The 12,408-nt window shown below is 69.9% G+C and carries 11 protein-coding genes; 2 read left to right on the top strand and 9 right to left on the bottom strand.

Going from position 1 to position 12,408, the window contains the following annotated elements; genetic code table 11:
* Positions 1 to 47: 47 nt before the first annotated feature.
* Positions 48 to 1,499 (bottom strand): DNA-binding protein, encoded by a 1,452-nt coding sequence (locus OG371_RS32080; RefSeq protein WP_329059222.1) that lies wholly within the window; start codon positions 1,497 to 1,499, stop codon positions 48 to 50.
* Positions 1,500 to 1,982: 483 nt separating this feature from the next.
* Between OG371_RS32080 and OG371_RS32075 the strand changes: the two genes are divergently transcribed.
* Entirely contained in the window at positions 1,983 to 3,377 is a 1,395-nt protein-coding gene (locus OG371_RS32075; RefSeq protein ID WP_329059221.1) for a DNA-binding protein, read from the top strand.
* Positions 3,378 to 3,402: 25 nt separating this feature from the next.
* Here the strand turns inward: OG371_RS32075 and OG371_RS32070 are convergent, their stop codons facing one another.
* The 6 genes from OG371_RS32070 to OG371_RS32045 form a co-directional block, all read right to left on the bottom strand.
* Entirely contained in the window at positions 3,403 to 3,609 is a 207-nt protein-coding gene (locus OG371_RS32070) for a recombination activating protein 1 (protein WP_329059219.1), read from the bottom strand.
* Between the two features lie 147 nt (positions 3,610 to 3,756).
* On the bottom strand, positions 3,757 to 5,436 hold the full coding sequence (locus tag OG371_RS32065) for a PQQ-dependent dehydrogenase, methanol/ethanol family (protein ID WP_329059218.1): 1,680 nt from the start codon (positions 5,434 to 5,436) through the stop codon (positions 3,757 to 3,759).
* Between the two features lie 16 nt (positions 5,437 to 5,452).
* Positions 5,453 to 5,908 (bottom strand): MSMEG_3727 family PQQ-associated protein, encoded by a 456-nt coding sequence (locus OG371_RS32060; protein ID WP_329059216.1) that lies wholly within the window; start codon positions 5,906 to 5,908, stop codon positions 5,453 to 5,455.
* Positions 5,909 to 6,198: 290 nt separating this feature from the next.
* Entirely contained in the window at positions 6,199 to 8,436 is a 2,238-nt protein-coding gene (gene katG, locus OG371_RS32055; protein WP_329059215.1) for a catalase/peroxidase HPI, read from the bottom strand.
* 17 nt (positions 8,437 to 8,453) lie between these two features.
* Positions 8,454 to 9,008 carry a manganese efflux pump MntP gene (locus tag OG371_RS32050; protein WP_329059213.1) on the bottom strand — a complete coding sequence of 185 codons (555 nt, stop codon included), beginning with the start codon at positions 9,006 to 9,008 and terminating at the stop codon, positions 8,454 to 8,456.
* Between the two features lie 170 nt (positions 9,009 to 9,178).
* The gene (locus OG371_RS32045; RefSeq protein WP_329059212.1) at positions 9,179 to 9,352 is read right to left on the bottom strand and encodes a hypothetical protein; all 174 of its coding nucleotides are present in this window, start codon (positions 9,350 to 9,352) and stop codon (positions 9,179 to 9,181) included.
* Positions 9,353 to 9,687: 335 nt separating this feature from the next.
* On the opposite strand from OG371_RS32045, the gene OG371_RS32040 reads away from it, so the two are divergent.
* Positions 9,688 to 10,158, top strand: a complete 471-nt coding sequence (locus OG371_RS32040; RefSeq protein ID WP_329059211.1) for a ribose-5-phosphate isomerase — start codon at positions 9,688 to 9,690, stop codon at positions 10,156 to 10,158.
* Between the two features lie 94 nt (positions 10,159 to 10,252).
* Here OG371_RS32040 and OG371_RS32035 read toward each other — a convergent pair whose 3' ends face one another.
* Both OG371_RS32035 and OG371_RS32030 read right to left on the bottom strand, forming a co-directional pair.
* Positions 10,253 to 11,311 carry an HAD-IIA family hydrolase gene (locus tag OG371_RS32035; protein ID WP_329059210.1) on the bottom strand — a complete coding sequence of 353 codons (1,059 nt, stop codon included), beginning with the start codon at positions 11,309 to 11,311 and terminating at the stop codon, positions 10,253 to 10,255.
* Positions 11,304 to 12,329 carry a fructose-bisphosphatase class II gene (locus tag OG371_RS32030; protein ID WP_329059209.1) on the bottom strand — a complete coding sequence of 342 codons (1,026 nt, stop codon included), beginning with the start codon at positions 12,327 to 12,329 and terminating at the stop codon, positions 11,304 to 11,306. The genes OG371_RS32035 and OG371_RS32030 overlap by 8 nt, the downstream gene beginning before the upstream one ends.
* Positions 12,330 to 12,408: the final 79 nt, after the last annotated feature.

The raw sequence follows: 12,408 nt of genomic DNA, 5'->3' as shown, positions 1-12,408 counted from the left end.
GAGCCCCTGGAGAAGGGGCCAGCGGCAGCAAAAGCCGGTGCGGCCGCTCAGATGCCGAGCATCCTGCGCAGCTCGGGAGCCTGCCGCCGCGAAACGGGAACCGAATCATGCGACCGCGGGTCCATGATCAGGAACAGCTCACCCTTGATGCCCCGTTCCAGCTCGGCCACCCGGCGGAGGTTCACCAGGAAGCGCCGGTGCACCCGGCTGAACCCGCACGACAGCAGCGACCGCTCGATGTTGTCCAGTCCGCGGGTCGCGGCCTGGATCCGTCCGCGTTCGGTGTTCAGCCACACGATGTTCCGGTCGGCCTCGGCGTAGCGGATCTCGGACGGGGCGAGCAGCACCAGCCGGTCGTTGCGAAGCCCGACGATGCGCCGCGGCAGCGGGCCCACCGAGGCCTCCACGTGCTCCTCGTACGGCTCGCCTTCCTGCACGCCGAACAGGCACAGCATGCCCACCACGTGGTTCGAGTCGACGACGGGACGCAGCGTCACCGGAGTGGCGTCCTCCCCCGGGCTCACCGGCAGGCACGCGTAGCCGCTCCACCGGGCCGGCCCCTGCGCCCGCTCCTTGGCCCACCGCATAACCTCGGGAAGTCCGGAAATGTCCGGAGTCCACCGCTTCGCCGGTTCTGTCGCGCCCATCGCGATGGAGCTCTCCGGCGTCAGGCCGAGCAGCGACACGGCCTCGTCGTTCGCCGCGATCACATTCCCGCCCCGGTCCATCGCCATGAACGGCTCGGCGACCTGCCCGCATTTCCGGTTGAACTCGGAGATGACCTTGTCGGCTTCGTAGATGGCGCGCCGGTAGATTTCCTGCTCGACGCAGGCGGCCGCCTGCGACAGCCACCCCGGCACGAGTTCGGACAGCGCCGCGTTCCACCGCGAAATGTTGATCGACGCGACCGGCGCCCCGGTCACCACGTCGCGCACCGAAATGCCCGCGCAGGACCACCGGTGGAACGCTTCGCACCAGTGCTCCGGCCCGGTCACGGTCACCGGCCCGGACAGCTCGAGCGAGGTGCCCATCCCGTTCGTGCCGGTGCACTCCTCCGACCAGGACGACCACGGGGCGAGGTTGTACAGCTCGGCCCGCCGCTGCGCGCTGGGATCGCCCCACGCGCCGAGGACCCGCCCGTCACCGTCCGCGACGGTGACCACGGCGCCGTCGCGTTCCACTTCCTGGCCGGCCAGCGCCCCGAGGCCACCGAGCGTAGTGAAGATGACACCGTTGTCGAGCCGCTGGACGTCGTTGCCCCGGGCCCCCGGCGCGACGTCCAGCGTCCGGTCCACCTCGTAGCGATCCCGGCACCGGTACCACGACGCCAGGATCTCCGGCCGGACGCCCGTTTCGACGTCCTCGCCCGCGGCAAAGCTCTCCCAGGCACGAGCTACTTCTCTCGCGGACGAGGCTGTCTCCCGGGAGCCTTTCGCAGCGATGCCGCGGCTGCCGGGCTCACTCGGTGCGATCGCCAATGGCGGCACGCTCAGGGTCATCGCGACCTCCTCGTCGCCTTGGGCCCCCGGGGTTCGCGGGACTGCCGGGCTGCAAACGCCGAACTACAACGTAACCCGGAGCAGCTCGAGATTACAAGACAGGTCCGCATCGTCCGGTTACCAAGTTGTAGAACAACAAGATCGGCTCGCTCGCCCTGGAGAACTGCGCATTTCCTGCCGGGCGAACAAATCCGCACGGCTCGCGGCCGAGTGCCGAAGTATTTCCTTGCCACGCCTGCCGGCTAGAGCCGGACGACGCGTGCTCAGCAGACTAAGCCATGCCGGCGCCGCCGGGGCCGGTCCGCCGCTGGTGCGCCGATGGCCGCCGGTCGTGCTGGGTTCCCCACCGTTCGTCCGGCGTTCGCCCGCACTCATCCCGCCTGGCTTGCCCTCGTGTGGACCGGGAGTTTAGCTTGCGACGGCGGCCAAACGACCCGGGCTGACTCCGTCCGGGTTCGGCACGAAGACCAAAGGCGGTCTCAGATGGCGGAAGTACGCCGGCTCGACGCGGCATCGCGCAGCCGTGGCGAAGCGACGGTGTACCAGGCCTGGGAACGGTTCGTGCGGGGCGAAGACGACCTGCGCGGCGTGCGGCCCGAGGTCGCGATCTCCTGGCAGCGCTGCCGGGACCAGTTCCGGGTCGACCCCCATCTCACCGAGGCCCCGATCGCCGTCGCCGAGGTCTGCCACGCGCTGGAGCACGACGTCGTCATCGCCGAGCTCGGCTTCCGCGCCGCCTCGCTGGCGCACGAAGTCAACACCCACGGCGGCATCGTGACCATCACCGACGCCGGCGGCCGGGTCCTGGCCCAATGGGGAGACCACGCGACCAGCAACGTCGCCTCCGCGGCCAACCTGGCGCCGTGGTTCTGCTGGTCCGAGGGCGCCACCGGGACGAACGGCATGGGCACCGCGCTGTTGTCCTACGCCCCGGTGGTGGTCCGCGGCGCCGAGCACTGGTGCCAGGCCTTCCACGAGTGGAACTGCGCCGGTGTCGCGATCCGGGACGTGGTGACCAGGGAATCGGTCGCGGTGCTCAACATCTCGTGCTGGCGCAGCGATCTCCCCGGCGCCGCGGGGGCCTGGCTCAGCAACGCGGCCACGATGACGCAGCGCATCCTGCGACGGCGCGCCAAGGGCGACGGCACCGAGCTGATGGCCGCGTTCAACCAGGCCAGGTCGCGCTCGAGCGCCGCGTTGGCGGCAGTGGACCCCTCGGGCCGGGTGGTGCTCGCCGACGACACCGCGAGCGTGCTGCTGGGCATCCCGGGCTCCACGCCGGCGCCCGACCCCGCGGTGCGGTGGAAGCCGGAACTGCCGGAATTCATCCAGGCCGCCGTTTACGCCGCGAAGCAGGCGACGCGCAATCGCGACTGGCTCGGCTCGACGCAGATTTTCACCCGGCTCGCCAACGAACCGATGCCGATCAGCTTCCGGCCGGTGTTCCGGTCCGGGCACCTGCTCGGCAATCTGGTCACCTTCGGCCTGGCCGAAGGGGTTCCGCTGCCCCGCCCGGGCGAGGACAGCCCGCTGCGCACCCCGCCGCACCGGATGGTCGCGACGCGCGAGAACCGGATGATATTGCTGCGGCTGCCGGAAGTCTCGTTCGCGCAGTCGGACGGCAACGACGTGTGGCTCACGACCGACCAGGGCCGGCTGCGCTCCGCCTCGCCCGGGCTCGACAAGCTCGAAACCGAGCTCGGCGACGCCGGCTTCCTGCGGGTGCACCGCCAGTACGTGGTCAACCTCAGCCGCATCCGCGAGGTCGAGCGCCGGTTCAAGGGCGAGCTGCTGCTCGTCATGGACGACCAGGCGCAGACCATGGTGCCGGTGTCCCGGCGGAATACCCCGGCGGTGCGCCGAGCGCTGGCGATCTGACCGCTGCCGCCACGGCCGGGCCCGCTCAGCCCCGGTACCGGTGCACCTCGCACACGCAGTACATCAGGCGGCAGCTGCAACACGCCGGCTTGCCCGCGCACACGATGCACGGCCCGCACTGCACCGGCTCGGTGTGACGGGCGCGCTCGTCCGGCCCGTAGTCCTCCCCGCAATGCCAGCAGGACAGGCGCTCGGCTCGCGGTTCCGTCAGTGGCGTCGACGACTGGTCCATCGGATCACCTTGTGTTTCTGTCGTTGCTTCTCCCGAAAAAAGCCCGCCCGGTGCTCGAATCGTCGGGGCGACTCGAGCACCGGGCGGGCAGCAGGCGGAAACCGCCAGGAACCTACCTGGAGTCTCGCGCCGGCACCGCTTTCCCGGTCACAGCGAGAAAGTGATCAGTGCGGCGCCGTGGCCCTGACCGGACATGCCGGGGATGATGCCCTCCAGCCAGCCACCCCAGCCGACCGGCACCGAGATGTACTGCTTGCCGTCGAGGGACCAGGTCGACGGGCTGCTGTGGTGCCCGCTGCCGCACTGGAAGCTCCAGAGCTTCTCGCCGGTCTCGGCGTGCAGCGCCATGAACTCGCCCGTGGGGGTGCCGGCGAACACCACGTTGCCCGCGGTGCTCAGGGTCGAGGCGGCCATCGGCATGTCGAGCCGGTAGCGCCACTTCTCCTCACCGTGGGAGTCGAACGCGCTGACCGACCCGGCCATGTTGTCGACGTCGACCTCGACCGCCGCGCCCCAGTAGGGCATGCCCTCCTTGAACTCGCGACGGCGCCGGGTGGCGGTGGCGCCCACGTCGGCGACCGGAACGTAGAACAGGTCGTGGTTCGGGTTGTACGACGCGTGCGTCCATTCCTTCGCACCGGCCGGGCCGGGGAAGAAGTGGCAGGGCTCGCCCTCCTTGTCCGGGTACTTCCGCGCCACGAACTTGCCGTCGCGGGAGATGGTCCCCCAGTCGATCCGGTCCACGAACGGCGTCGCGTGCTGCAGCTCGCCGTTGGTGCGGTCGATGACGAACATGTACCCGTTCTTGTCGAAGTGGGCCAGCAGCTTCTTGCCGTCCCGCTCGAACAGGGTCATCTCCATCGTGGAGTCGTAGTCCCACAGGTCGTGCGGCGTGAACTGGTAGTGCCACTTGATCTCGCCCGTGTCGACGTCCAGCGCGACCACGCTGTCGGTGTAGAGGTTGTCCCCTTCCCGGACCTCGCCGTCGAAGTCAGGCGCCGGGTTGCCGGTGCCCGCGTAGTACAGGTTCAGCTCCGGGTCGAAGGTGCCGGTGACCCAGTGGTTCGCACCGCCGCGCTGCCAGGCCTCGCCGTCGGCGGGCCAGGTCTCCGAGCCGGGCTCACCCGGCTTCGGCACGGTGTAGGTGCGCCAGCGCTGCTCGCCGGTCTCGAGGTCCCAGCAGTCGATGTGGCCGCGGACGCCGTACTCGCCGCCGGCGGAACCGGTGATGAGCGTGTCCTTGATGACCAGCGGAGCGATCGAAGCGCTTTCACCCGCGCGCACGTCGCCGATCGTCTTCTGCCAGACCTTCCGCCCGGTGGTGGCGTCGAGAGCCACCAGCTGCGCGTTCTGGGTCACCATGTAGACCTTGCCGTTCGCCACCGCGCAGCCGCGGTTGACGTTGGCACAGCACAGCGTCACGTCCACCGGGACCGCGTGCTTGTAGCGCCACAGCTGCTCGCCGGTCCGCGCGTCGAGCGCCCAGAGCCAGCCGTCCCAGCCGGTCACGAACATCACGCCGTCGACGACCAGCGGGCTGGCCTCGAACGCGTAGGTCGAAGTGGAGGCGATGACGCCGGTCGCGCTCGCCTGGTGGATCCAGGCGACCTTCAGGTTCTTGACGTTGTCGGCGTTGATCTGGTCGAGCAGGCTGTGCCGCTTGCCGTCGTAGTCGCCGTAGTAGGTGATCCAGTTGTGCGACTCGCTGCGCGCCTGGAGGATGCGCTCGTAGTTGATGCCCCTGGTCACATCCGGGGCGCTGTGCGGCATATTGGAAAGCTTGGCGTGGTCGAAGGCCTCGCCGGCATCGACGTATTCGATGGTCATGGTTGTTCCTCCCTGGCTACGGCCGCGGCTGGGCGGGTCGGTCGAGTTTGGCCTCCGGCGGCACTTCACCGCTCACGACGATGGCGCCGGTCAGGCCGCGGCCCTCGTCGTTGCCGGCGGGCGAGCCGTACCAGTAGCAGCCGGGGCCGTCCAGTTCGAGCGTCGCCCGGCCCTTCGAGTGGTTCAGCAGGCCGATGAACTGCCGGTCGCCGTTGCTGGGCAGCAGGCAGGCGTGGGTGTTCTTGTCGTCGTTGATGATCGTCAGCTCGAGGATGCCGCCATGTGGCAGGATCAGGATCCCCGGATCCCACTGCATCGCGTCCTCCGGAATTCGGATGGTCGCTTCCATCACGCCGTCGGCGCGCTCGGTCGCCTTGCCGATCGAGCCGGTGCCGAGCACGGCACCGATGGTTGCCTTGTTCTGTCCGCTGAGCTCCGAAAGGAGATCTTCTCGATCCTCGGTAGTCGTCATCGGACGTCACCTCCTCCGCGCATGTGAACCTTCTGACAGATTTCCCGGAACACGCACCGCGTCCGCAGTGGACACGGCGCGTCGATTACAGGGATCGATTTCGTCGGTTCCTGATCCTGTAACGAATTTCGACGCTACTCCCGGACAACCCGTTCCGATATCGATGACCACCGGCCGGCCGGTGGCCACCGCTCCCCCGGCAGGAGCTACCGTTCGTGTGCCCCGCGCCACAATCTGAGTGTCCACAATAGACACCAAAGCCACCGTCGCCGCACTCGCCCGCTGGGACATCAGCGCAGGTCGAATCGGTCGAGTTCCATGACCTTCACCCACGCGGACACGAAGTCCCGCACGAACTTCCCGCCGGCGTCCTCGCTCGCGTAGACCTCGGCGATCGCCCTCAGCTCGGAGTTCGCGCCGAAGAGGAGGTCGACGCGGCTCGCGGTCCACTTGAGCTCGCCGGTCCGCCGGTCACGGCCTTCGTATCCCGCGGTCCAGACGTTTCCGCCCGCTCGCGGCAGCCATTCGGTCCCCATGTCCAGCAGGGCGGTGAAGAAGTCGTTCGTCAGCGAACCCGGCGCGGCGGTCAGAACGCCCGCCGGGGAACCTCGGTGGTTCGCGCCGAGCACTCGCAGGCCGCCGATCAGCACGGTCAGCTCCGGCGCGGACAACGTGAGCAGGTCCGCCCGGTCGATCAGCAAATGCTCGGGCGGCAGCCGGAAACCGTCGCCCAGGTAGTTCCGGAAGCCGTCAGCGGCGGGCTCGAGCGCACCGAACCACTCGACGTCGGTCCATTCCTGGGTCGCGTCCGTGCGCCCGGGCCGGAACGGGACCTCGACCGGATGCCCGCCCGCGGCGGCCGCTTGTTCCACCGCGGCACACCCGCCGAGCACGATCACGTCCGCCAATGAGATTCGCTTGCCGCCGTTGCGGGATGCGCCGTATCGCTCCTGAATCCCTTCCAGCACAGGAAGAACCGCGTCCAGCTGCGCGGGTTCGTTGACCGCCCAGCCACGCTGCGGCTCGAGCCGGATCCGCGCCCCGTTGGCCCCGCCGCGTTTGTCGCTGTCGCGATAGGTCGAAGCGGACGCCCACGCCGTCGAGACGAGCTGCGCGACGGTCAGGCCCGAGCCGAGGATTTCGCGTTTGAGGGCAGCGATTTCGCCGGCGTCCACCAGTTCGTGGTCCACCTCCGGCACCGGGTCCTGCCAGATCATCCGTTCCGCGGGGACGAGAGGGCCCAGGTAGCGCCCGATCGGGCCCATGTCGATGTGCGTCAGCTTGAACCAGGCCCGCGCGAACGCGTCCTCGAACTGGTCCGGGTGCTCCAGGAACCGCCGTGAGATCGGTTCGTAGAACCGGTCCTGCTGCAGCGAAAGGTCGGTGGTGAGCATGACCGGGTGGTGCTTCACGGCAGGGTCGAACGGGTCCGGCACTGTGCCTTCGCCCTGCCCGTCGGCCGGAATCCACTGCCACAGGCCCGCCGGGCTGAGCTCGACGTCCCACTTGTACTGGAACAGGGTCTCGAAGAAGGTGTGGTCCCAGGTGACCGGTGTGCGGGTCCACATCCCTTCCAGCCCGCTGGTCACCGCGTCCGGGCCCGTGCCCGTGCCGTACCCGCCGAGCCAGCCCAGCCCCTGCGCCGTCAACGGCGCCCCCTCGGGTTCGCGGCCGCCGGTCACGTTCGGGTCCGCCGGGCCGTGCGTCTTGCCGAAGGTGTGCCCGCCGCCGATGAGCGCCACGGTCTCCTCGTCGGTCAGGCCCATCCGGCGGAAGGTCTGGCGCATGTCGCGGCCCGCGAGCACCGGGTCGGGATTGGTGGCCGGGCCCTGCGGATCGACGTAGATCAGCCCCATTTCGGAGGCCGCCAACGGCTGCTGGAGCTCGTGCAGGCCGTAGTGCCGTTCGTCGGCCAGCCACTTGCGTTCCGGGCCCCAGTACGTCTCGTCGGGCTCCCACACGTCCGCCCGGCCGCCGCCGAACCCGAAAGTCTTGAAGCCCATGGACTCCAGCGCGCGGTTGCCCGCGAAGACCATCAGGTCCGCCCAGGAGATCTTGCGGCCGTGCTTGCGCTTCACCGGCCAAAGCAGCCGGCGGGCCTTGTCCAGGTTCCGGTTGTCCGGCCAGCTGTTCAGCGGAGCGAAGCGCTGCATGCCGGCACCGGCACCGCCTCGGCCGTCGCTGACGCGGTAGGTTCCCGCGGCGTGCCAGGCCATGCGCAGCACCAGCGGTCCGTAATGGCCGAAGTCGGCCGGCCACCAGTCCTGTGAGGTCGTGAGCACCTCGTCGACCTCGCGCGCGAGCTCGTCGAGATCGAGGGTCGCGAATTCCTCGGCGTAGTCGAAATCCGGGCCCAGCGGATCGCCCGCGGGCTGATTCCGGTGCAGCACCCGGACATCGACCCGGCTCGGCCACCAGTCGTCGGATTTCCCGCCCGCCACCGGAGGATTCCGCCGCCCGGCCGCCTTCGACCCGGCCAGGACCTTGTCGTAGGTGCGGTAGACGTGAGTGTCGGGATTCTCGGGCATCGCGCCCCTCCCTCCGTTCAGTCGAAGGCGAGCGGCAGCAGGATCGCCGCCCCGACGAGCGCGATGCCGGCGAACAGGTCCGACCGGATCCGGACGACCTTGGCCGCCATCCGCCCGACGAACAGCCCGGCCAGCGACATGACCACGGTCATCGCGCCGAACGTGAACATCGGGACCAGCAAAGAGAAACCGGCGACCCCCAGTCCGGCGCCGGCGATGAAGTTGTCCACGCTCAGCGAAAGCGGCATGCCGAAGAGCGTCGCCCACGGATGGTCCAGGTCTTCGGTCTCCGGCTCGGGATTCCGGATCGCCGAGACGATGAAGTACAGGCCGTACAACCCCAGCGCGGCCACGCCGATGTATTCGGACCAGTCGCCGATGACCTCGCCGAGGTAGCGGCCGACGAACCCGCCCACCAGCGGGCCCAGCGCGTCCCACACCCCGAACACCAGGGCGACCTGCACCGCGCGCCGCCAGCCGAAGGGAATGGTGCCGATCGCGATCGACGAGCGGAAATTGTCGAGGCTGAGACCGAACGCCAGCGCCACCAGCGGAAGAAATTCGAGATTCACGTGCACCGCCTACTCAGGGAGCCTCGTCGCGAGCGAACGCGCGTTCGGCGAACGGCGCGAGGTCCCGGGGCCCGGGACCTCGCGCCGGCGCGGACGTAGCTTCGTCGCGGACTTACAGATATTTGCCGCTACTACGAGAAACCGAGAAATCGGCCGGTACGGCCGGGCTGTCAGCGCCGGTAGAAGTAGCCGGTGGCCTCAGCACACACCTCGATGACCGTGTACTCCGGAGTTTCCCACATGATGTCATTCTCCTTCTGCTGGCTGCACCCGACGACCCGGGCGGACACCGGACAAGTGATCCGCGCAATTTCGACGACAACGTCACGAAATCTCACGGTCATGAAACAGCTTCTTCGACTTAACAGAGCGGCAGCAACCGACGGGGCACCAGCGGCGGGCAACCAGTGCTGAACGGCGCTCTGAGGCGCACGAGTGGGAAGGGCATGGCCACCGGCGGCGCGAACCGCGCTGACGTGCGCCGGGCCCGGCCTCGCCCAGGGCACGGCCGGTCGTGGGACAGAGCGGCGCACCGCGAGCCGTAGCCTACGACGCGTCCTGCGGGCACCTCAACGGCGCCGGGGCCGCCCGCGACCCCGTCCGGCCTATAACGCATTTAAATGCCTGCCGGACGAATGTTTCCCCGTGGATTCGCGAAGGCGACATTAGACTTGCCGGCGTGCGAATCTACGTTGGCTCCGATCATGCCGGGCTCGAACTCAAAACCCACCTCGCAGAACGACTTTCGCGGCTCGGCCACCAGGTGACCGACGTCGGCCCGGCCGGCTACGACGCCGGCGACGACTATCCGCCGTACTGCGTCGAGACGGCACGGCGCGTCGTCGCCGACGAGGGCAGCCTCGGCATCGTCATCGGCGGTTCCGGCAACGGGGAGCAGATCGCCGCGAACAAGGTGCCCGGGGCCCGCGCCGCGCTGGCCTGGAGCGTGGACACCGCCCGGCTGGCGCGACGGCACAACAACGCCCTGCTGGCCGGCATCGGCGCCCGGATGCACACGGTCGAGGAGGCCGAGCGCATCGTGGACGCGTTCCTCGCCGCCGAATTCGAGGGCGGGCGGCACCAGCGCCGGATCGACCTGCTGTCGGAGTACGAACGCACCGGCGAACCGCCTGCCCTGCCCGGAGATTGACCCGCGGCAGCCGCGATCTCACCCGGTGCTCAGCGGGGATCGGCAGGCCCCTTCAGATCCGGGTCCGCGTGGCCGGGCGAGACCACGGCCCGGATCACGGCGTGGGTCGCCCCGGACCGGCGACACCGAGCTGCTTTTCGATCCGTTCCCACAGCTGCGCGTCGTCAGAGACGGTCCGGCCGTCGTCGCGCGCCGCCCACACCGTGGCGACGACGGACTGGAGCACTCTGCCGTGGTCGCCGGCGCTCGGCAGGCGGGGAACGTCGTCCGGCCCGAGCTCGACGAGACACTGGGCCGAGGTGCCGTCCAGCCGCAGCGCGGGTGCGAGCAGCCCGCTCAAGTCGGCAGCGACGTACGTCGGCCGCGCACCGCGCTCGGCGAACGCCAGATCGCGGAGCCGGGAAGATCCGCTCAACACGAAGAGCGAGTCGAGACCCGCGGAGCCGGCGCCTTCGATGTCGGTGCCCAGCAGATCCCCGCACACCAGCGTGTCCGGCTGCCCGGTGCCGAGCCGGGCGCGGGCCAACTCGAACAACGCCGGCTTCGGCTTGCCGACCACGTGCGGGGAGGCGCTGGTCGTGGTCTGCACCAACGCGACCAGCGCGCCGTTGCCCGGCGCTTTCCCGTACGGCGTGGGAAGTGTGCGGTCGACGTTCGTGGCCACCCAGGCAGCGCCGGCTTCCACCAGGTAGCCGACCGCGGCCAGTTCGCGCCAGGTGATGTCGTACCCCAGGCCCTGCACGACCGCTTCGACCGGCGCGCCGTCGAGGTCCGCGACCCGGACCGGCGTCAGCCCGGCTTCGGCCAGCGCGTGGGCGACTCCCGGCCCGCCGACCGCGCAGACGCGCGCCCGGGGAGCCAGCCGCCGCGCCAGATAGGCCGCTGCGGCCTGGGAACTGTTGACCACCGACCAGCCGGCCCCGGCGATCCCCAGCTCACGCAGGTGATCGGCGACGTCCGCGGGTGCCCGGGACGCGTTGTTGGTCGCGAAGACGACCGGGACGCCGCGCTCGGTCACCTGGTTCAAGGTCTCGACCGCGTGCGGAACCGCGGCCGCACCGCGGTATACGACGCCGTCGAGGTCGCAGATCAGCCCGCGGTAGCGGGCAAGCAGAGGTTCGGCGCTGCCGGCCGAGGCGGCGATCTCACTCATGCCCGGACGGCCTGGCGTACCGGTGTTCGGATCGGACTGTCCGCACCGTGTCCGGGTTCGAGCACAGCACGACGGACTGGGCGATGGCGCGCCCCGCGCCCTCGTTCCGGATCCCGCCCAGCAGCTCGCTGCTGGTCACCCCGGTGGCACAGAACACGACGTTCTCCCCGCGCACCAGGTCTTCGGTGCGCAGGACCCCGCCGGTGCCGGGCTCTCCTGCCCGTCGGGCGTCTCGGGGCACCAGCCTGGCCTGCATCGATCCGCCGAGGCAGGACAGCGCGGCCGCGGCGATGACCCCCTGCGCCGCGCTCCCGGTGCCCAGCAGCAGGTCCACCTGGCGCTCGGCCCGGGCGGTGGCGACGGCTCCCGCGATTTCGCCGCCCTCCAGCAGGTGCAGGCGCGCGCCGGCGTCCTGGATTTCCCGTGCGAGAGCCACGTGCCGGGGCCGGTTGAGCACCGCGACGACCACATCGGACACCCGAACGCCTTTGGCCGCGGCGAGCATCCGCACGTTCTCCGCGACCGGGCGGGTGAGGTCGACGACATCGGCGAAATCAGCGGCGACGACCAGCTTCTCCAGGTCGAACTCCGGCGGCGGGTCGAGCATCGCGCCGCGCTCCGCCACCGCGATCGCAGTCAGCGCGCACGGTACGTCCCGTGTCTCCGAAAGCGCGCCGTCTCCGAAGCTGATCCCGACGTCGCACGCCGGCCCGTCGCCGTAGCCGACCTCCGCGCCGTGAAACAGCGCGGGCGTGTCTTCGCGCGCGCCCGCGCCGAGCACGACAACGCCGCGCATCGGGACCGACCGCAGGCCGGTGTGCGTCGCGTCGACGGCGGCGAGCCTGGCGCTGTCGCCGCTGTGCCCGGCCCATCGTCCGGCCGCGAGCGCGGCCGCCTCGGTGACCGGCACGAGTTCGAGGGCGAGGGCGTCGTCGAGTCCCCCGTTCCAGGCGAACACCCCTTCCGCTGCCGCGGCGCGGCCGGGAGCCTCGGAGGTGCCCCGTTCATGAGTTCTCATCGACATCAATCCCTTTGCTCGAGCGACGGCGGGTGAAGTGCTCCGACGCTCGAAGCGCCGGGAAAAGGCCGGCTCGGCC

Origin of the sequence: Amycolatopsis sp. NBC_01480 (genome assembly GCF_036227205.1) — a bacterium.
In the GTDB taxonomy this organism is placed as follows: Bacteria; Actinomycetota; Actinomycetes; order Mycobacteriales; family Pseudonocardiaceae; genus Amycolatopsis.
Note: the sequence above shows the minus strand (reverse complement) of the source record. Positions and strands in the feature narration are given on the sequence as shown.